Source organism: Eisenbergiella porci (assembly GCF_009696275.1).
Lineage (GTDB): Bacteria > Bacillota > Clostridia > Lachnospirales > Lachnospiraceae > Eisenbergiella > Eisenbergiella porci.
Genome location: NZ_VUMI01000061.1, coordinates 1 through 20,351, shown reverse-complemented (window position 1 = coordinate 20,351; position 20,351 = coordinate 1). Strand labels below are relative to the sequence as shown.

Genomic DNA, 20,351 nt, shown 5'->3' with positions numbered 1-20,351 from the left:
CTTTTTTGCATGATGAAGGATACATAACGATGCATCCAGTAAAAACCATAAAAGGAATGAAACCGCTGGATACAGAGAACATCCACCTGACGCTGGAAGAGGAAGTGGCCGTAAGGGACGTGGAAAAGACAATAAGGGACGAAGCGCTGACGGACTTCTTGTTTTCAACGGGTGTGCGTGTAGGTGAGGCAGCCGCCATGAACATATCGGATGTTAACTTTACGGCCGGAACAGTGACATTCCGCGGGGAGAAGTCGGACAGGATCCGCACGGTGGTACTGGATGCCAGAGCAAAGCTGCACCTTATCATGTACCTGGAGAGAAGGAAGGACAGCAATCCAGCACTATTTGTGACAAACCGGACATACCACGGGATTCCCCGTAGATTAGGGAAAAGCGCGATAGAGGACATAACAAAGGCTATCGGGGTACGTGCGGGGCTGGATAAGGTTCTCACCGTCCATGTATTCCGCCGGACTTTTGCAACCCGGATGGCAGATAAGGGATGCCCGCTTGAGACGCTTCAGGAGCTTATGGGACACCGGAGCCCGGAGACAACCAAGCGGTATATTGCCCGGAGCCAAAAGCGCATTCATAGAGAGGCGGCAAGGTATATGGAGGTGGCATGATATAATTACAAATTATTAATATTGAAAATGATATAACTATGTGTTATACTCTGCGTATAGAGCCAAGAGCCAGGTACGCGGACAACACAGTTGCGTATCTGGCTCTTTGCGTTGTAAATAACAACCAGAAAAGAGACAAGAAGGACCAGCGCATGAACTTGAATGGCAGAATGAAAAAATTACAGACCGCAATTGTAAAGGCAGGATTGATTATCAAGGTGAATAGTAACCAGTTCTATTCTGCCGACCAGAAGCGCATGATAACCTCATACCGGATATGCACTCCCATAGACTACTACTCTGCCAAGAAAGAGGAATGGAAAAATATGGATTATGAAATACTGCGGACATGCTCCATGCCTGAGGTAATATTCTGCCTGCTGGATATATATAAGGCGGTGACTGCATGGAACAGAAACTGACCATAAAGCAAAAAGCCTTTGCGGATTACTACCTTGAGACAGGCAACGCAACACAGGCAGCAAAGCGCGCCGGGTACTCTGAAAAGACTGCGTATAGGATAGGAGCGGATAACCTCAAGAAAACTCACGTGGCCGCTTATATAGCAGAACGGCAAGGGAAAGTGGAAGCTACCCGGCTTGTATCCTTGGAAGATATACAGGCGTTCCGGCTGCGGGTAATGAAGGGGGAAGAGAAAGACGCATTCGGGATGGACGCGGCTCTTACTGACCGCCTTAAGGCAGCAAATGACCTGGAAAAGGCGTTGAAGATTAAAGAGGAACAGGAAGCCAAGGAAAAGGCAATGGAAGAGGCCAGGAACGCCAAGTGCTATCACATGGACCTGGATATTGTTGCCGATGTGTTCCATCCGATGGTGCGGGACATCCGGCGGGGAAAGCACAGTGAGTATGTTCTTCCTGGAGGCCGTGGTTCCACAAAATCCTCTGCTATCTCATGCATTATCAATGAGCTCATTAAAAACAATCATGATATGCACGCGCTTGTGTTACGTAAGGTTGGCAACACAATAAGGGATTCTGTATATGCTCAGATTAAGTGGGCAATACAAAAAATGGATTTAGAGGAACAGTTTGAGTATAAGGTTTCTCCCCTGGAAATTGTGTACAAGCCAACCGGGCAGAAGATATTCTTCCGTGGCGCCGACGATCCGCTTAAGATAAAATCCATCAAGCCGGAGTTTGGCTATATCGGAATCATATGGTTTGAGGAACTTGACCAGTTCGCGGGACCAGAGGAAATCCGTAATATTGAGCAGTCGGCAATCCGTGGCGGCGACGTTGCGTATAAGTTTAAGTCCTTTAACCCACCCAGAAGCAAAAACAATTGGGCGAATGAGTATGTCGCAGAGGTGAAGCTCACAAAAGCGGATGCCGTCGTGCAGCATAGTACATATAAGGATGTACCGGCGGAGTGGCTGGGAAAGAAATTCCTTGATGATGCCGAGCATCTGAAAGAGGTGAATCCGACAGCATATGCCAATGAATATGAGGGAGAAGCGAACGGAACCGGTGGCAATGTCTTTGAATTTATTGAAGAGCGTACCATTACCGACGAAGAAATTGCTTCCTTTGACTGTATCTATCAAGGCGTTGACTGGGGCTGGTATCCCGATCCGTATGCGTTTATCCGGTCTTACTATGATGCTGCCAGGGAAACCATATACCTAATCGATGAAAACTATGTCAATAAGCAGAAGAACGTAGCCACGGCGCAGTGGATACTTGAGCGCGGGTATGAAGATTATATGATTACCTGCGATAACCAGGAGAAAAAATCTGTGGCTGACTATAAGGACATGGGTATTCAGGCCAGGGCGGCCATTAAGGGACCCGGCTCCGTTGAATACGGTATGAAGTGGCTGCAGGGTAAAACGATTGTTATTGATATGGCCCGCACACCGAAAACAGGAAATGAGATCAAGAAGTATGAGTATGACAGGGATAAGGACGGGAACATCATTTCCGGTTATCCTGACAGGGACAACCACGGCATAGACGCGCTGCGGTACTCATATGAGAGCTTCTACAACAGGAGGGGAAATAACGCATGATGAAAAAATGCATTGTATGTGGAAAAGAATTACCGCAGATAGGGAGTACTGATAAATGCTCAGATTGTTGCCGCAAAGCCGTTCGTGAGTTATTTAAACAGTATCCTGATGTAGAAAAAGCATTTCATGAGAGCATCGAAGAAATGAAAAAGCCAGAGAATAGGAAGAAAATGGTTGATGATACCTGTCGTTTCATGACTGCTATTCAGAATTTGCAGAAACAGAGGAAGTGAGAGCATGGGACTGATAAGAGAAATTAAAAGGTGGTGGGAATCGTTGTTCCAGAGAGAGGCACAAGATTGCTTTAAGGTTGACACATTAATGTCTGCTATTATGCAGCGGGAGCAGCGGCGGTGGTACGGCACATATACCGGGCAGCCCGAATGGGTATGCCATGAACCGGGAAGAGAGCTGGAAACAATTAATTTTGCCAAAAAGCTGTGCAATGAAACAGCGCGGCTTACTACCCTTGCCCTGGGAATTACCGTGGAAGGTTCTGCCAGGGCGGCATGGCTGCAGAAGCAGATAGACAAGTACCGGGCCCGGATGATGTATGATAAGTGTGAGTATGCATGTGCATTCGGATACATTGTAATCAAGCCCAACGGGAAGAGCCTGGACTATGTGCTGCCGGATAACTTTGTGCCCACTTCCTGCGACGACGACGGGAAAATTGATGGAGGGGTATTCATCGACCGGCAGCGGCAGGGGAAGGTTTTCTTTACCCGGCTGGAATATCACCGTTTTGAGAACATGATACCTGCCGTAGACCCTGTATATAAGGTGTCTAACCGGGTGTACAAGAGTGATGCGGACGGCAGCATAGGCAAGGAAATTAATATTGAGGGGAGCCCCTGGGCGGGATTGATGCCGGAAGCGACCATATCAGGGCTGGAAAAGCCTTTATTTGCCGTTTTCGGAATGCCTATCGCAAACAACCTGGACGTTAACAGCGATATTCCCGTATCGTTCTTCTCCAACGCCATGCCGGAGCTTAAACGGCTTGATATTGCATCACAGCGTATGGCCGATGAGATAGACGACAGCAAGAAGCTGGTCATTGTAGGGGATGCATTTTCCATGACTCCCGGCCAAAAAATAACAGAAAGAATAAAAAGCCTGAGAGACCGCCAGGGGAATGAGCTGCCGAGATATATCCGGGCCATACCCGGCGGAACCGAAGGGGACGACTATCACGAGATTAATCCGGCGCTGAATACAGAACAGCGTATGACTGGTATCAATCATTACCTGGACAGCGTGGGGGTTAAGTGCGGGTATTCCACCGGGCAGTTTGTACTTAATGGCCGGACCGGGCAGGTGACAGCTACACAGGTTGAGGCGGACGACCGGGAGACCATACAGACCATTAAGCAGATAAGGGACAGCCTGGAAGCGGCCACCAATGACGTTCTGTATGCCCTGGATAAGTGGGCGGATCTGTATGACATAACACCCGTAGGATCCTACGAGGTCAATTATGACTTTGGGGACATTACATACAATGAGGATGAGGACCGGGAGCGCAACTGGCAGTATGTACAGGCCGGGAAGTATCCCTTCTGGCGGTATCTGGTGCGATTTGAGGGATATTCCGAAGAGGATGCCAAAGCCATTGTGGCCGAAATGGAAGCAGAAAACAAAAGGGCTGAAAAGAAAGGCCTTTTTGATGAGGAATAACGATGGCGATAGGAAAGAATTTCTTCTCCCGTATGTTCGGGAAGCTTAATATTGACCGCAGCGGGCCGGGGTATTCCCTGAAGGTGTCCTATGAAGCATTCGGGAAGCGGCTGGACAAGGCGCAGGATGCACTTGATGCGCAGGTATGGCAGGATATACAGCGGTATATGCCGATGGATACCGGGACGTTGATTGCCGAAACTGATACCCTTAACAAGTCTACCCGCGGGGAAGTCTATCTGTACCCACCAGACAGCGATTACGGCCATTACCAGTACGAAGGGGAGCTATATGTGGATCCGGTATATGGTAAGGGTGCATTTTATGACCCGGAATACGGATATTGGAGCCGCCCGGGGGTAAAAAAGGTTCCGTCCGGGAAGCCTATTTTCTACGGCCGGGAGTCTGCAGAGGCCCACTGGGATGAAGCCGCAGAAAAGAACCATGCAAAATCCTGGCTTGCGGTGGCACGGCGGGCCATGAAGGGAGATTGACATATGCTGACACCGGATTTCTTGCTGCGTATAGTGGATGCGGCTGAAGAAGCCGCAGATAAACTGAATACATATCTTGTACAGCGTGTCTCAAAACGTATCCTGACGCTTTTTGACAAGGAAAAGGAAGTGGAGCTTATACCTGCATCAATTTCCGATGTGCGCAAGATGCGTGAGGCCGGGATGCTTACGGACGAAGTACAGCGGACATTGAAAGAGCACATGCTGGAACTGCAGGAAGAAATAGACCGGGCATTTGAAGCTGCCGCGAATGAAATAGAACGGGACAATGACAGATTTACAGAAAAGATTCTGAGGGCAGAGAATATAGATGTGGGCGCTCTCAAGCCTCATACAGGCCGGTATAAGCCAATAAAGGAACTAAGTCTCACCAAGAAGGAAATAACCCTGTTAAAAAGGGCATACGAAAAGACCAACGGGACATTATACAATCTGACCGGGACGACGGCGGATTCCTGCCAGAAGGAATATATACGGGCTTGCGACGAAGCATACTGGAAGGTGACACACGGGGTATCCATCCATACGGCCGTAGCTGATGCAATTGACCAGTGCGCACAGTACGGGGCCGTGGTAACGTATCCTTCCGGCCACAAGGACAAGATTGAGGTTGCAGTAGCCAGGGCGGTGAGGACCGGAGCTAACCAGGCAGCCGGGGATATATCGCTGACGCGCTGCGCAGAGCTGGGTGTGTCGCAGGTAATTGTTTCTTCACATCTGGGAGCCCGATACACGGACAAGGATGAGCCAGCAAACCATATGTCATGGCAGGGCAAGGTGTATGACATTGACTGGCATAATGATGCGCTGCGGAAATACAGTGTAACGCCGCAGGACGACCGGGACAATGCCGGGAAGTTTGGCTTCCTGGAAAAGATTCGATATCTGTTTTCGCCGAAGAAGAACCGGTCCGCAGGTGATTTTGTTAAAATGACCGGATATGGGACGGGAGCGGGACTGTGTGGGTGGAATTGCCGTCATTCTTTCGGGCCATATTACAAGGGCATAAGCACCAATAATACGGAACAGTTTGCTGATGATAAGAACAAGCGCCGATACGACCTGGAGCAGAAACAGCGGGCGGCAGAACGAAACCTGCGTGAGCTGCGGCGCCGGATGAATGCGTTTAAGTATGCGGCGGCAGAAGCGAAGGGGGATGAAGTAAAGCAGGAGCTTAAAGTGCGGTATCAGAACATGCGTAAAGAATATCTGAAAAAGATGGATGCTTATGACGAATTTTGCGATAAGAATAAATTGAAAACTCGTAAAGAACGTCTGAAAATAGCAGATAATAAGCGCTCGATATAATCTGAAGTTATGGGTATTGCATTTATTATAATTATGAGTTATAATATTAGCTGTAAAGATAACCTAAAGTTATACGAGGGGATTTTATGGGGAATACATATTGGATTTCGTGTCCGCGGTGTGGATATAAGCATTTTATCAAGCGCCGGAAGGATACAGTGTTAATCAATTTCCCTGCATGGTGTAAGGGATGCAAAAAAGAATACAATATTTCTATCAGAGCCAAAGAGCCAGAGTTTGAATCATTAAGTTGATTCAGATGCCGGCTCTTTTTTTGTAGCAAGGTGGAGCAGTGGAAGCTTGCCGGGTTCATGCCCCGGAGGTCGCGGGTTCAAATCCCGCCCTTGCAATCAGCCAGTTTGAGGATTCGCCTCACTCATTTCCTCAATCCTCCTTTCTGGCGCACCACTCCGCAGGAGAAACATCGGGATTCCAACGCCTGATGGCGGTATAAAGGCGGTTCGATGCCGCAGCGGTGCATTACCGGCCCCGGTCTACAGGGCAAAATCCTTTACCGCAGAAAGAGCGGTCAACAAATCATTTCAGGAGGATTTATGAAAAATATTTATGAGATTTTGAAGGGAATAGGAATTGAGATTCCCGCAGAGAAAAAAGATGCTTTTGACGCTGAGTGGAAGGAAAACTACCGCACAAAAGCAGAGTATGACAAGGCCGTTGAAAAGAGAGACGAATACAAGGCGTCTCTGGACAAGGTACAGGGAGAACTTGAAGGATTTAAAGACATTGACGTTGCTGAACTGAAAAATCAGGTTTCCACCCTTACAACACAGCTTCAGGAAGAAAAGACAGCCAGAGCCAAGGACGCGGCTCTTGTGGAGCTGAAAAAAAATGTTGATACATTCCTTTCCGGCAAGAAATTTGTAAACCCCATTACTCAGGCTGCGCTGCGCAAGTCATTAATGGAGGAGCTGGACAAGGATACAGCAAAAGGGAAATCAATTGCTGATATCTTTACCGGGCTGATCACTGATGCCGAAGGAAAGCAGATGGAAAACATTCTGGTGGATGAAGAACAGCAGAAGCGCGAGCAGAACAAGGCGCAGTTTACAAATCCGCTTAACAAAGGCGGAGGTACAGTAACAAAAGTGACAAGAGAAGAATTTTTAAAGATGGGCGACGCAGAACGTATCCTGCTTAAGCAGAATGACCCGGATACTTGGGCGGCCCTCACAGGAAGGAGATAACATATGCCGAGAAATGGAACATTTGGCGGTTTTGATTTTGACCCGGAAGTATTTGCTTCCTATATGGCCGAAACGCCGACCTGGAGCAATGCAATTATTGCGTCCGGGATACTGAGAGAGGATCCGACGATTATGGATCTGATCGGACAGAAAGGTAACGTTGCAACGCTGCCGTTTTATCTGCCCTTAGACGTAGCGGACTATGAACCGTACAACAACGACGGTAATACAGATAACGTGCCCAAAGAAATCCAGGGTAGCAAACAGACCGTTATGCTTATTCAGAGGATGATGGCGTGGAAAGCCCAGGATTTCACTAAAGAACTGACCGGAGCTGACCCTATGAGGCATGTGGCAGGTTCCATTACCAACTACTACGGCCAGGTGTGGGAAGCGGAACTTATGAACATCGTTTCCGCAATAATGAAACTGGATACCATGAAGGAACATGTTTGGGATATTTCCAAAGATGCCGCAACCGGATCCGGAGATATCACAGAAGCTAACAAGGTAGATGCAACGACACTGATTTATGCACAGCAGAAAGCCCTTGGAGACATGGCGAACGGTTTCGGACTTGCAATCATGAATTCCATGCTTTTTGCGCGTTATAAGGCAATGGGGCTTGTAGACTATAACAAGTACACAATCACCAATGTGCTGACTCAGGAAGTTGACCTTCCCACAATTGACGGACTGATTCCCATTGTAACTGACCGTTTTACGGTGGATACAACCGGCGCAGTGCCTGTGTACAAAACTTACATCGTAGGACAGGGAGCAATCCTGACAGCACCGAAAAACAATTACGAAGAGCCGTATTACACCGATTACGATCCGGAAAGCAAAGCTGGTATCGAAAAGCTATATACCAAGGAAGGAAAAGTTCTTCATCCGAACGGATTTTCTTTCAAGGTTGACAACGTAGTTGCGGAATCCCCGACAAAAGCCGAGCTGGGAACGGCGGCCAACTGGGAGCTGAAATTCAATCCCAAAAACATCAAAATTGGATTGATCCAGTCTAACGGCTGATGCGTTTTATCTTACGGGATGGCGTTCCCTTCCTTGTATCCGGGGGAAGGGAGTACCCCGTAGAAATCACGGAAAAAGGAGTATCTGTTGGGAAAGGAAAGAAAAGTTCCCTGCAGGAAGGATACCTGACCCTACAGGAAGTCATTGCGAAAGTCGGGTATTACCAAAGGAAAGAGAAGGAAAAGTAATGTACCTCGATTTCAAATATTATCAAACAGAATATGGCGGAGAAGTATTTGAAAGCGAAGAAGCATTCCAGAGATACGCACGCAAGGCGGAGCGCCGTGTGGATGCATCCACTTATGGAAAGCTCTCCTTTGCGTTCCCGGCTGCAGAAAAAGACGCTGCGGCGGTAAAAGACTGCATCTGTGAGCTTGCGGAATTTCTGTACCGGGTGAACCAGTTACAGGCAGCCGCAAGTGACAGTGTAGGTGTGGTCAAACAGGCGGACGGGACGGTAAAGGGCAAAGTGGTTACATCTGTTACTTCCGGTTCTGAAAGCCAGGGCTATTCTGCAGGCGGAGGGATTGCAACGATAGAATCGGATGCCGCAAAAGACCGGAAAGTGTTCGACATGGCCGTATACTCCATCATTCGTGATGGCCTTTCCGACGTACCGGATGCCAATGGTGTAAACCTGCTGTATGCCGGGACATATCCAGTGAGGTAGAAATGGAAAATTGTAAGGTTAACATCCTGGGAACAGAATACAAAATTGAATTTAGAACAGAAGAAGAGGAACCGCGGCTTGAAACGGCGGACGGCTTCATGGATTTTTCCGTAAAGAAAATTTGTATCGGTATTTTTGAACCGGATGCGGAAAGCGTAAAAGATTTACAGGCGTATACGCGGAAAGTGTTACGGCATGAAATCATCCATGCCTACTTTTACGAAAGCGGCGTATGGGATTTGTCGGGAAGTTCGGAAGCATGGGCTAGGGATGAAACCATAACCGATTGGTTTGCAATCCAGGCCCCCAAAATGCTTAAGACATTCCAGGAAGCGGGGGCGTTGTAATGGGTATCGGGTATGTGGATTCTGTTATTATCTACAATCGGCATATCGATGGCGTATTAGAAACCGAGACCTATTATGGTACGCGGTTCGATGGCGTTCGGGTGGAGCTCACCCAGGGAAACCAGATTGCCACTACAGGAAACCAGAATGCGGACGCCTGTATCGTTAAGATTCCCGCCGCCGTGACAGGCGGTAAGTACCTTCCGCCGAAGCAATGGGAAGAGAGACAGGACAAGACCGGAACATTTACCATCGACAAGGACAACAAGGACTTTTATGTAATTGTGAGAAAGCCGCTCCTGGGAATAGATATTGACCTTCCCATCGGGGCCGTGGAAAGTGAAGCGTATCCGGCGGGCTTTTTCCAATATGTCAGCAACAAGTATGGGTACGCATACCAGATAAGCACCGTTGATGTATATGAGCTGATACCGAGATTTCAGATAGGGGGGAAATGATGGGAGAAGAAGTAAAGATACTGAGTACCGGAGAAGAGGAACAGATTCGGACAAAAATGTTCCTGTATTTTGCGGACTGCCCGTGCATCCCCAGCGGGGTATCAAAGAAATACGGAGAATTGACAGGGGATTCCATCGGTTTCTTCTCCCGGCAGGGAAGCGGCGCTTATACCAAAAAGTATGTGTCAGGCACATTTGAGGCAGAGTATCCGTTCTTCCTGCGGTACAGGGCGCAACCGACCAACAATAACGGCAGGCTGAAAGCGGAAGAAGTGCTGACGCAGATAGCGGAATGGATGTGCACAAGAAAAAATTATCCGGTTCTGGAAGGAAAGAGAACCGTTGAAGATATAGAAGCAGGAAACGCGTACATAGTTGCCAAAGGTGAGGACGGGACCGTCGATTACCAGGTGAATATGACGCTGCATTACATGAAGAAAGGAAAATAACATGGCATTCGACAGAACAAATATGGTGTCCCTCCTGGATGTTGGAAAGCTTTTTGGCGGAGTTTCCACGGATATTCAGGAAATGGGGGACGGATATACAGAGATTTCCGAGGATTGGGGGCCCGGTATTGACAGTACGCAGTACGTCAATATGAAAGCAAAATCTGCGACAGTTTCCGGCTATGAATTTACGATGAATCCCGAGCGTGAATATCTGGCTGACGACATGCAGAAGCATCTTGATAAGCTCCTGAAAAAGTTCCCCACGGGTGAAGATTGCAAAACAGACTATTACCGCTTTTTCAAGACCGATGCCGTGGAAGGAAAAGACGGAGTATACGAAGCGATTAAGCTGCCCGTAGTTGTGGCAGCCTCTTCTGCAGGTGGGGAAGGTGGCGGTAAACTGGTTTCCTCAATCCAGATTAACGGCAATGGTGCCGTAGAAGAAGGATATATCACAATGGCCGAGGATGGAACTTACACATGGAGTAAGTCGGCCCCGGAGTAAATCAGGTATTAAGGTTATCAACTTAATATAACAGGGGTGCGTTCTATATCGTCGTGCCCCTGTTTCGGTATAGATGTTAAGAAAGGGAAATGAAATGAGCAAAATAATCGGCAGTATCAAACAGTTTGACGATGGAATCCGTCTGGTAACAATCAATGAGGCCGGAGATACCGCAGCCATATCTATCAATGACCCTACATTTATCGAACGTTTCACAGATTTCTTTGACTGGTTTGGTAAAGGTGGGGATGAGCTCACCTCCTTTATCGAACAGAAAGAGGGAGAGAAACTAACGCTTGATGCAATAGCAGAAACGGCCAACAAAAGAGTGGAACTGTGCAAAAAGGCCAGAGATAGAATCGATGAGCTGTTTGGCGAGGGAACATGTAAAAAGACATTTGGTGTAGATATACCGGACGAAGTCTGCATTATGGAATTTGTAGAAAAAATGATTCCTTTTATCAATGCAACATTCGAAGAACGCGGACAGCACATTGACCGGAAATATAGCCGTAACAGGAAGGGAGCACGCTCCAAACAGAGAACCAAAGCGGAGTTAATAGAAGATTATGGAAGTGGAACAGAAGTATAACATACTGCTGGATCCGCTGCCGGAAGAATGGAAGGGATACCCGATTGATAGCGATTTTCAGACGGGGATTCTGATACAGATGGCGCTTTCTGATCGGGAATTATCCCCGGAAGAGCAAATATATTCTTCCATTGACCTTCTTTTCCCAGAAACGCAGCCACCAGTTGAAGAGGCCCTGGATGCTATCATTTGGTTTCTTTACGGATGGTACACGGACAACCTGCAGAAGGCCAAAGAGGACAAGACAACGGTTACAGACTGGCAGGTTGACCAATGGCGTATATGGGTAGCTTTTAAGCATCAATACAGGATTGACCTTAACCAGGAAAAAGTACATTTCTGGGCTTTTATGGCCTTACTGTCGAACCTGGAAGAATGCTCATATACCCGCGTAGCAGACATACGTGGGAAGAAGCTTACCGGGAAAATGTCGGTGGAAGAGCGGGCGGCATACATACGGGCCAAAGCCATTTATGCGCTGGATAGCAAGCCACAGGCAGCGGAGTACACGGATGAGGAAAAGCAGAAAATAGATGCATTCGACGAACGGAAGCGTAAAGCGGCCGCAAAGAAAAAAGCCCTGGAAGCATTCCAGGAGTTAACGGGAGAGTGATTCTGATGCATGGCATACGCCGGAACGTTTAAAATCAACACACAATTTGAGACACGGGATGCCAACAGTCAGATCCTACGCCTCTGTAATGAGATAAAAAAGACCGAGACCGAGATTTCCCGGCTGCAAGCAAAGATGGCAAGTATGAAGGAAGCGAAAGTTCCGACATACGAATACCAGGAAATGCAGAAGGAATTGCAAAAGGCAGAGGCCAACGCAGACAAGTTATACGGGAAGCTGCGCCTTTTGGAAAAGTCTGGAGATACATCCTCTAAGGGATACAGGAAACTGGTGAATGAAATCAGTCTGGCAGACCAGCAGGTGAATCACCTGCGGGATGGCTTATCTGGCCTTGAATCAGCCGGGAAAGCATTTGTGCCCGGCAGTATGTCAACAGAGTTTGAAAAAACTTCACAGAAGGTTGACGAACTCAACGGGAAGCTGGAAGTGAGTAAGGCAAAGCTGAATGAAATGTTTAAGAAACAGAGTAGCACGAAGGAGATTTTCCCTCGGATGCAGAAAGCTGCATCAGGAATTCTTCCTGCTATCAAAAATGTAGAGCAGAAGTTCAGCACCGCATTCAGTAAGATACGCAGTGCGGCCGGGAAAACTTTTTCCTCCATCAATAAGCAGGGAAAGAAAACTGGCAGTCTAATGAGTACCCTGGCTTCCCGATTTAAGGGAATAGCTCTATCACTGCTTATTTTTAACTGGATTACAAAGGGCTTTAATGCTATGGTTTCCGGCGCCAAAGCCGGATTAAAAAATCTGCAAAAGTATTCGGAAGAGTATAAGCAGAGCATACGGGATTTGCAAAATGCCCTGGGAACCTTGAAAAATTCATTTGCTGCAGCATTCGCACCGATTATACAGGCCGTAGTGCCGTACCTGATTGAGCTCATTAATTGGGTAAATCGGGCTGTTAATGCGCTGGGACAGTTATTTGCCTATATGACAGGCCATGCCACCTGGAAAAAGGCGGTGGAAGTGCAGGACGCCTATAAGGATGCTTTAAACGGGACGGCCGGAGCTGCTAAAAAGGCAGCCGGGGCCCTGGCTAAATTCGACGATCTGGATGTTCTGAATAAAAATACTGGCGGCGGGGGAGGCGGAGGTTCAACCGGAGGATTTGAGGAAGTCCCGATTGACAGCGGAATTAAAAGTTTTTGGGACAAAATCAAGAAAATGTGGCAGGATGCCGATTTTTACGATCTGGGTAAGATGCTTGCTGAAAAGATAAATGACATGCTGGAGAACATCGATTGGAGCGAAGTAAGGGAGACCGCGCGGAAGCTTGGAAAAAGCCTTGCAACGTTTCTGAACGGCATTCTTGAAAACCTTGACTGGCACCTTCTTGGGATTACTATAGCCCAGGGTATAAACACAGCCTTTGAATTTGCATATGGCTTTGTAAAAAACTTTAATTGGCAGAAGTTCGGGGAGGCGATAGCAGAGACCATAAACGGATTCATGGACGGCCTGGATTGGGGACTGATTTCCGATACGATCATAACTGGCTGCCGTGGTATAGCTACAAGCATTATGGGTTTTGTCCGCACCCTGAATTGGGAGCAGTTGGCACAGACAATAGCTAATGGTATAAATGTAGCAGTCGATGGGCTTATAGCATTACTTTATGGCATTAAGTGGGGAGAGATTGGGCATAAGATTGGAAAATTTTTAATCGATACGATAAATGATATCGACTGGGAAGATATTGGACGTGCCCTGGGGAAAATACTGCAAAGTGCATTTGATTTTCTGGCCGGAATTATAAATGAAATGGATTACGAGTCCATAAAGAAAGCTATTTCTGATTTCTTTGAGGGATTCGGGAAAGAAACAAAAGATATTCCTGACTGGGTATTCAATCTGGCAGAAGCATTTATAGCTTTTAAGTTAGCACTTGCTGGACTTGATGCTGTTATTGCCGGATCTAAAATTATTGATTTCTTATCAAAGCTTAATGCTTTATTTCCGGCTATGCAAGGCGCATTTTCCCTTAATGGAGCTTTGGTCGGTGGCGGCGCGACAATTGGATTTTTTGATGCGCTAAAACACGGGGACAATCTCAAAGAATTTGAGACTGCTACGTCAGAGATATCAGAAAGTATAAAAAAACTCAATGACGATTTAGATGCAGGACGTATTTCAGTTGAATTATATCAGGTAAAAATGAAAAAACTGGAGGATGCCAGTAGAGACGCAGCAAGTTCTCTATATGGTCTTAATCCAGATAATTATAATGAGGATGGATGGAACGTCAAACTGGAACCAGCCATTGAAAAAATAAAGGAACTTAGGGAAGAATCAAACAATTTCGTCCTTGGTGATGAATTAGGGAAATATTTTAACGACACAATATGGAACTGGGATGTTGCGGGCGCTTTTGGAAAAATCAAGGAAGATGTTGCTGCCTCCCTTGAGAAAATAAAAGAATCATTTATAGGTGGATGGAAGTCTCTCGATGAATGGTGGAAAGAAAACGCACCACTTAGGGATTTGCCTGATTGGTGGGATACATATGTAGCGCCGTGGTTCACGCAAGAAAAGTGGGTAGAATTATTCTCCAATATCGGCCTAGCTTTTGAAACAAAATGGAATGAAATTGCTGATTGGTGGCAAAACACTGCCCTGTACACTTGGTGGGAAGAAAATGTCGTTCCCTGGTTCACGCAGGAAAAATGGTCAGAATTGATTGAAAATATTAAGACTGCTTTTACTGAAAAATGGGAGGAAATCAAGGAAAAAACCACCGAATTATTGGAAGAACTTAAGAAATCAATAATTGAGAAATACGACGAAATTAAGCTAAAGACAGATGAATTAAAGGAAAAGTTTGATAAATTCAAGGAAAAAGTATCGTCAACTTTCAGCGCGATAAAAAGCAAAATTGTAGATGAAGCTCTAAGTCCAATAATTGAAAAATTAAAGGAATTTATTGATTGGGTAAAAAACGCTATACAGGCAGTAAAAGACTTCTTTAGCAGCGGATATGAAAAAGTAGGCACGACATCCGGGAAAACGTCGAAAGCATCCCCATCAACGCGGAGCATTAATCCGGCAGCCGCCAGCGCGGTACTGGAAAGCGTACCCCATCTTGCATCCGGTTCCGTTATCAGGGGTGGCAATCCGTTCCTTGCCATGCTGGGAGACCAGCCACGGGGACAGGTTAATGTCGAGGCCCCGGCCGGATTAATAAAGGATATGGTAAAGGCGGGGCTTGCGGAAAGTGGATACGGACAGGAAAAACTTCCAGTCAATATAAATCTTATCTACGACGGCGAAGCTTTCGCCAGACTTTCTATTTCGGATATACTCTCTGAAATGAACCGGCGGGGGCTTGACATTGAAGTATTGGGGGCGACATAAAGCATGAGTGTATATACACAGGGAATTATTGTGGATAATATTCACTTTGACATTCCCCTTGTATCTTTAAAACGTTCTGCGGACTTCCTTGACAAATTCGCAGAACGTACCGAGGACGGAGACCTGAAAAGGGAACTTATCGGCGTGTATTATAACTTTACGCTGACAGTGGGAGACAGTGCAGCGTTCGGGGATTCAGACTATAACGAATTTTGGAATAAAATGACGGAACCCGTAGAATTTCATGATTTTGTGCTGCCGGCAGGAACAGGGACATATTCTTTCCGCGGTTATATTTCATCAGTATCAGACGAATATAAGAAAATACTTGATGGAGAAGCTGAGTTTTCAGCTTTTACATGCAAAATGACAGCTAAGCAACCTGCGAGGTCCCCGACATGAAAACAAATTTTGAGGTCATATATGACTTAAAGGACACAACCGCATTACAGGACAGTACGCCGTCAACAATGGATAACCAGCCGTTCGCAGCGGAAACGCTCCTTAAGGATAATACCGCGTTTCCTGATTATGCGACGTTAGAACAGGATTATTTTGTGCTTGACGGCACAATGCCGGAGCTGCCGGATGAACCAGAGGGAATCCCCTTCTGGACTTCTGAGTTGTCAGATAGCAATGGATATTTTGCGAAAAATCCGTTGGTAACAATATTATTTTCAGAAAATCATACCAGTACGGGGCTTACCTTCCATTTTGTGGGTGATACCCCTCTACAGATGCAAATAAGGTGGTATTCCCTGGACGGCAACATGATCGCGCTTAAGAGCTTTCAGCCGGACAGCAGGGATTATTATGCCCGGAATCTGGTTGAGAATTATGGCCGCCTGGAAATAGAGTTTCAGCGGGCCCGCCCATATCGGTACATAAAACTATGGGGAATTGATTACGGGGTTATCGTTACCTGGGGAGAAAATGACATTAAATCGGCTTCCCTGGTGGAGGAAATGGATCCAACGTCAAACACCCTTAAAATAAATAAGCTTACTTTCCAATTTGTAGATACGGGCAACGAATTTAATCTTGCCAATTCAGAAGGGCTGCATAAGGCCTTGCAGAAAAAGCAGCACATTGCCCCGTATGAAATCGTTGACGGGGAGAGGATATACCTGGGCAGGTACTTTCTTACAACACCCAGCAGCCAGAAAAGCATAGCGAAGATGGAGGCCACGGATTATATAGGGCTCCTTGATGATACCGACTTTACAGCCGGCCGGGTGTACAACGGGGAGCTGGCCGGGAATGTGCTGGCTGATATATTTGCGGGCACAGACATTCCTTACCAGGTAACGGACGAAGTGGCGGCAACACCGCTTTATGGCTGGCTCAAAATCCAGACCAGGCGTAAGGCCCTACGTGAAGTATTGTTTGCCTGCGGGGCTGCGGCGGAGACTTCACGCAGGGATGATGTATTAATATATAAGCCTGTAAGGCTCATACAGGCGGATATAGGACGAGACCGTAAATTCTCCACGGCCACAAAGCAAGATACGTATATAAGCGAGATAAGCATTAAATTCGCAGAGTATACGGAGGGGACGGAAGAAAAAGAGCTGGTGAAAGAAACCACGTATCCGGCCGGCCTGAATGAAGTGAAGTTCAACAGCCCGGTGTCTGCCCTGCGGATAAGCACCGGGGAGATTGTGGAAGCAAAAACCAATTATATTACATTCCGGCTGCAAGAAGCGGCCGCGGTGACTATATATGGAAAGCAGTATAGCAAGCAGGATATCACGGTTACATCCACCGTGCCGCAGCTTAAGGCTGGAGAAAATCCGAAAGCGAAGAATTTTACCGGAACACTGTTTAATTACAGTCAGGCAAAAGTAATATCAGAAGCGATACTTGATTATTATCAGTTGTCTTTGATTCTCAATATTCGCTATCTTGCTGACCGGGAACAGCCCGGACAATGGGCTGCGGTCGAAAATACACTAGCTGGACGCGGCGGGTATGCGGCTGGTCTGGAGAGTATCAAGACGGACCTGACAGGCGGGTATATATCAACGGCGCAGCTCCGTGGCTATTACAAGTACACAAGTGATTTTTACCAAACCGGAACCGAATTATATATTGACGAAAGTGTAGGTGTTATTTAATTGAACAAACCTAAACTAAATAGCATTACTATAACACCTAATCCGGTGGAGGCTAACCAGAAACTATCAATCATTATAGACGCGGAGGACGTGGAGATCGTTTTCCAGCGGACAACATATTATTCCGGCAATGAAATAAAAGCCGGTGAGAGTGTGGGGATTATTTAATGGCAATTACAAAAGTCGAGATATCGATTAATGGTGTATGGACAAACTGCATCAAAAATGCAGCGGGGAAGTGGGCAGCGTCCCCAACAGCTCCGTCTATCACAAGTTTTAATAAAGATGGAAAGTATTATCCGGTAACAGTCAGGATAACGAACGATGCCGGGACAGTAGTAACTTATGATGCATCAGACGCAACCATAGGCGCAAGCCTCCGGCTACAGGTTAAAGAAAAAGTTAAACCTGTTATTGCCCTGGTTACTCCTACCAACGGTGCGCGCGTCACCAACAATAAGCAACCCATTACTTTTAAGGTCACAGACGAGACAAACGGTTCCGGCGTAAAAACATCGACTGTAAGTCTAAAAATTGATGGTAATACATTCAATGAATCCAGCACGGGAATGACCAAAACGGCAATTACGAACGGTTATCAGTTTGTTTATACACCGCAGACGGCACTTTCCAATGGGGACCATACTATAACCATCAATGCGCAGGATAATGATGGGAATGCAGCGGCTGTTGTTACAGCATCTATCAAGGTAGATACTGTTCCCCCTTCGCTGAACATTACATCACCTGCCAATGGTCTTATAACAAATACTAAGTCTATCACGCTTGAGGGTACAACTAACGATGCAACATCCAGTCCGGTAACTGTAACAGCTAAACTCAATGGGACCGATGTAGGATCCATTACAGTAACTAACGGTGCATTCAGCAAAGCTCTTACCGGCGCAGAGGGTAACAATACGCTTGTGGTAACTGCACGGGATGCCGCAGGGCTTACTACGCCTGTTACCATTAATTTCAAGATTGACACCTCTGTACCTAAAATCAAAAACGTTTCTATTTCCCCGAATCCTGCGGATGCTTCCGGCAGCGTAGCGATTGAGCTGGAAATCGAATAAAGGCGGTGGTGAATGTGGCATACATAGCTGCTGCAGCACCCAGCGACATTGTGTATGTCGCTGGTGCCATAAATAGTAATCCTACCACTTTCCAGTCACGGGACGGGAAATGGTATGGATATGCCCCGGCGGCGGAAGATAACACCTATCATTTGTGGGTGGAAATGATTGACGCTGCCGGGAATCGAAGTGAATATGAAACTACCCTTGTATATGACCTGCCGTGGTTTGTCACAGACCGCACAGCGGAGGACGTACGGGAACGGAATAAGAAAGGCGTGCTTAATGCACGGGATCTTAACCGGATAGAAAAAAACAATTTCACAATAGGAGAGCTGGCCGCCCTGGTCATAGAGGGGAAATACAATTGGGAGGTCGGGGAAAAGCCCCGCACTTCTGATTATCAGAGAATACGTCAGGGAGTGCAGAGGCTAAGAAACTATGCACACCGCAATACAACACCGGAAGTGCCGGAAAGCCCTCTTAATTCCTTCCAAAAATACAATGATATTGAGCAGATACAAAAAGACTGCTTTGACATATATGTCGGAAATAAGAAAAATATTGCATACGCCGGGGAGTTTTACGCCGGAGAAGGAGGTTTAATATAATATGGCATTTAAAAAGAAAACATGGACGGACCGTATGGTCGAATATGCGGGCCGCCGGAAGCTGACCAATGTGAGCACGAAACAGGCAGTTATATACGATGTGGAAAGGTCAGAAGGGACGGTAAGCAAGGAAGGAGACGCCTTTTCCAGTCAGAACATGAACGATTTAGAGCAACGTGTAGCTGACGGATTTTCGGAAGTTAAGCAAACTACTGATGGGTTAATTCAGAATTTAGGGGCGCTGAATGACAGCGGGGCTATCAAAGGCATGGATGCCAGGGAGGACGGTGTATATATTACCTATACACCAGTTGCAGGTGCCGATACAGTAACAAAAAAATTGGGTAGCGGGATCTCTTTCCGATGGAAATATGCTGGTCAACCCAATGTTGTAAGCGGAACAATACAGCAGATATCAGAAATTGATGTATCCAATTATACTTTTGCCACTTTTGCAGTACATACAAATTCCGCAAATCTTGATATCAATATATTAGGTAACGGTACAGCTATAAGTTCATTTAAAACCGGCACACAGAAATTAAATGTAAATGAGTATACTTCTATATCAGCTAATTTTGCAGTAAAATACAACTTGCCCGCAACCATAGATATTACTATTACTTTAGATTAAAGCCCGCTTTAGACCAAAAGCTCTACTGTAATCGGATAATACGGATTGGATGCGCCATTTAACCTCAGCATCAGCGATACAGTATCAATACCTTTTAAGTCAATTGTCCCGCTCTGAGAAAGAACGATATCATTGCATGTTAATTGGAACGATGCTGTGCACTCTACTTTTAGGGAGCTATAGCTTGACACATCCATTTCTTCAAGCCGAAACAGCCAGTATCTCTGAACATTTGTGCCGTCCATAATCAGTGCTTTTTTGAAAAGGGTAAGATTTTTACTGCCCAATAATTTTTTTGACGCTGCATCGGCACCCAGCTGGGCGTAGTATTTCACATCTGCGCCGCTCCCTTCGTGGATGATTTTTGCCCCGTCTAAATTCTGATTTAGCTGCCGACTGCTGAGTGTCGGAGAAAGAGAGAAGATATGAATGACATAGAAAAATATAAAACATATGAATTGGTGGAAGAAATAAAGAAGAGAGAGGGAGTTACCTGCCAA

At 46.5% G+C, this 20,351-nt stretch carries 25 protein-coding genes and 1 tRNA gene; 25 read left to right on the top strand and 1 reads right to left on the bottom strand.

The genetic code is table 11. From position 1 onward, the window contains the following. The first annotated feature begins 29 nt into the window (after positions 1–29). The 25 genes from FYJ45_RS31155 (at position 30) to FYJ45_RS24385 (ending at position 19,851) form a co-directional block, all read left to right on the top strand. Positions 30–629, top strand: a complete 600-nt coding sequence (locus FYJ45_RS31155) for a tyrosine-type recombinase/integrase (protein ID WP_235930999.1) — start codon at positions 30–32, stop codon at positions 627–629. Positions 630–781: 152 nt separating this feature from the next. Then, positions 782–1,051 carry a hypothetical protein gene (locus FYJ45_RS24500; protein WP_195841968.1) on the top strand — a complete coding sequence of 90 codons (270 nt, stop codon included), beginning with the start codon at positions 782–784 and terminating at the stop codon, positions 1,049–1,051. Beyond that, complete coding sequence (locus FYJ45_RS24495) at positions 1,036–2,661, top strand: PBSX family phage terminase large subunit (protein WP_154467616.1); 1,626 nt, start codon at positions 1,036–1,038, stop codon at positions 2,659–2,661. Before FYJ45_RS24500 ends, FYJ45_RS24495 begins: the two co-directional genes overlap by 16 nt. Next, positions 2,658–2,894: a hypothetical protein gene (locus FYJ45_RS24490; protein ID WP_154467615.1), complete on the top strand. Its 237-nt coding sequence runs from the start codon at positions 2,658–2,660 to the stop codon at positions 2,892–2,894. The genes FYJ45_RS24495 and FYJ45_RS24490 overlap by 4 nt, the downstream gene beginning before the upstream one ends. A 4-nt stretch (positions 2,895–2,898) precedes the next feature. Then, entirely contained in the window at positions 2,899–4,341 is a 1,443-nt protein-coding gene (locus FYJ45_RS24485) for a phage portal protein (protein ID WP_154467614.1), read from the top strand. Between the two features lie 2 nt (positions 4,342–4,343). Beyond that, on the top strand, positions 4,344–4,835 hold the full coding sequence (locus FYJ45_RS24480; RefSeq protein WP_154467613.1) for a minor capsid protein: 492 nt from the start codon (positions 4,344–4,346) through the stop codon (positions 4,833–4,835). A gap of 3 nt (positions 4,836–4,838) precedes the next feature. After that, positions 4,839–6,164 (top strand): phage minor capsid protein, encoded by a 1,326-nt coding sequence (locus FYJ45_RS24475; RefSeq protein WP_154467612.1) that lies wholly within the window; start codon positions 4,839–4,841, stop codon positions 6,162–6,164. 86 nt (positions 6,165–6,250) lie between these two features. Then, a complete protein-coding gene (locus tag FYJ45_RS31540) occupies positions 6,251–6,418 on the top strand; it encodes a cysteine-rich KTR domain-containing protein (RefSeq protein WP_154467611.1) in 168 nt (55 codons plus the stop codon). 24 nt (positions 6,419–6,442) lie between these two features. Next, a tRNA-Met gene (locus FYJ45_RS24465) sits at positions 6,443–6,514 on the top strand. A 204-nt stretch (positions 6,515–6,718) separates the two neighbouring features. After that, positions 6,719–7,369: a phage scaffolding protein gene (locus FYJ45_RS24460; RefSeq protein ID WP_154467610.1), complete on the top strand. Its 651-nt coding sequence runs from the start codon at positions 6,719–6,721 to the stop codon at positions 7,367–7,369. A 3-nt stretch (positions 7,370–7,372) separates the two neighbouring features. After that, positions 7,373–8,401, top strand: coding sequence for a major capsid protein (locus FYJ45_RS24455; RefSeq protein WP_154467609.1), 1,029 nt, complete (start codon positions 7,373–7,375; stop codon positions 8,399–8,401). A 187-nt stretch (positions 8,402–8,588) separates the two neighbouring features. Next, the gene (locus FYJ45_RS24450; protein ID WP_154467608.1) at positions 8,589–9,071 is read left to right on the top strand and encodes a head-tail connector protein; all 483 of its coding nucleotides are present in this window, start codon (positions 8,589–8,591) and stop codon (positions 9,069–9,071) included. 2 nt (positions 9,072–9,073) lie between these two features. Further along, the gene (locus FYJ45_RS24445) at positions 9,074–9,418 is read left to right on the top strand and encodes a hypothetical protein (RefSeq protein WP_154467607.1); all 345 of its coding nucleotides are present in this window, start codon (positions 9,074–9,076) and stop codon (positions 9,416–9,418) included. After that, positions 9,418–9,876 carry a hypothetical protein gene (locus FYJ45_RS24440; protein WP_154467606.1) on the top strand — a complete coding sequence of 153 codons (459 nt, stop codon included), beginning with the start codon at positions 9,418–9,420 and terminating at the stop codon, positions 9,874–9,876. Before FYJ45_RS24445 ends, FYJ45_RS24440 begins: the two co-directional genes overlap by 1 nt. After that, entirely contained in the window at positions 9,876–10,325 is a 450-nt protein-coding gene (locus tag FYJ45_RS24435) for a hypothetical protein (protein ID WP_154467605.1), read from the top strand. Before FYJ45_RS24440 ends, FYJ45_RS24435 begins: the two co-directional genes overlap by 1 nt. Position 10,326: 1 nt before the next feature. Beyond that, a complete protein-coding gene (locus FYJ45_RS24430) occupies positions 10,327–10,833 on the top strand; it encodes a hypothetical protein (RefSeq protein ID WP_154467604.1) in 507 nt (168 codons plus the stop codon). 94 nt (positions 10,834–10,927) lie between these two features. After that, positions 10,928–11,425, top strand: a complete 498-nt coding sequence (locus FYJ45_RS24425; protein ID WP_154467603.1) for a DUF6673 family protein — start codon at positions 10,928–10,930, stop codon at positions 11,423–11,425. Next, complete coding sequence (locus FYJ45_RS24420) at positions 11,409–12,038, top strand: Gp15 family bacteriophage protein (RefSeq protein ID WP_207708452.1); 630 nt, start codon at positions 11,409–11,411, stop codon at positions 12,036–12,038. The genes FYJ45_RS24425 and FYJ45_RS24420 overlap by 17 nt, the downstream gene beginning before the upstream one ends. Positions 12,039–12,047: 9 nt before the next feature. Beyond that, on the top strand, positions 12,048–15,410 hold the full coding sequence (locus FYJ45_RS24415) for a coiled-coil domain-containing protein (RefSeq protein WP_154467601.1): 3,363 nt from the start codon (positions 12,048–12,050) through the stop codon (positions 15,408–15,410). A 3-nt stretch (positions 15,411–15,413) separates the two neighbouring features. Beyond that, entirely contained in the window at positions 15,414–15,812 is a 399-nt protein-coding gene (locus FYJ45_RS24410; protein ID WP_154467600.1) for a hypothetical protein, read from the top strand. Then, positions 15,809–17,527 (top strand): hypothetical protein, encoded by a 1,719-nt coding sequence (locus tag FYJ45_RS24405; RefSeq protein ID WP_154467599.1) that lies wholly within the window; start codon positions 15,809–15,811, stop codon positions 17,525–17,527. The genes FYJ45_RS24410 and FYJ45_RS24405 overlap by 4 nt, the downstream gene beginning before the upstream one ends. Next, positions 17,528–17,695 (top strand): hypothetical protein, encoded by a 168-nt coding sequence (locus FYJ45_RS24400; RefSeq protein ID WP_154467598.1) that lies wholly within the window; start codon positions 17,528–17,530, stop codon positions 17,693–17,695. Further along, positions 17,695–18,606, top strand: a complete 912-nt coding sequence (locus FYJ45_RS24395) for an Ig-like domain-containing protein (protein WP_154467597.1) — start codon at positions 17,695–17,697, stop codon at positions 18,604–18,606. Before FYJ45_RS24400 ends, FYJ45_RS24395 begins: the two co-directional genes overlap by 1 nt. A 14-nt stretch (positions 18,607–18,620) precedes the next feature. Continuing rightward, entirely contained in the window at positions 18,621–19,217 is a 597-nt protein-coding gene (locus FYJ45_RS24390) for a hypothetical protein (protein WP_154467596.1), read from the top strand. A gap of 1 nt (position 19,218) precedes the next feature. Beyond that, the gene (locus FYJ45_RS24385) at positions 19,219–19,851 is read left to right on the top strand and encodes a hypothetical protein (RefSeq protein WP_154467595.1); all 633 of its coding nucleotides are present in this window, start codon (positions 19,219–19,221) and stop codon (positions 19,849–19,851) included. An 8-nt stretch (positions 19,852–19,859) separates the two neighbouring features. Here the strand turns inward: FYJ45_RS24385 and FYJ45_RS29845 are convergent. After that, on the bottom strand, positions 19,860–20,351 hold a 492-nt coding region (locus FYJ45_RS29845; RefSeq protein WP_195841966.1), incomplete at its 5' end, for a hypothetical protein.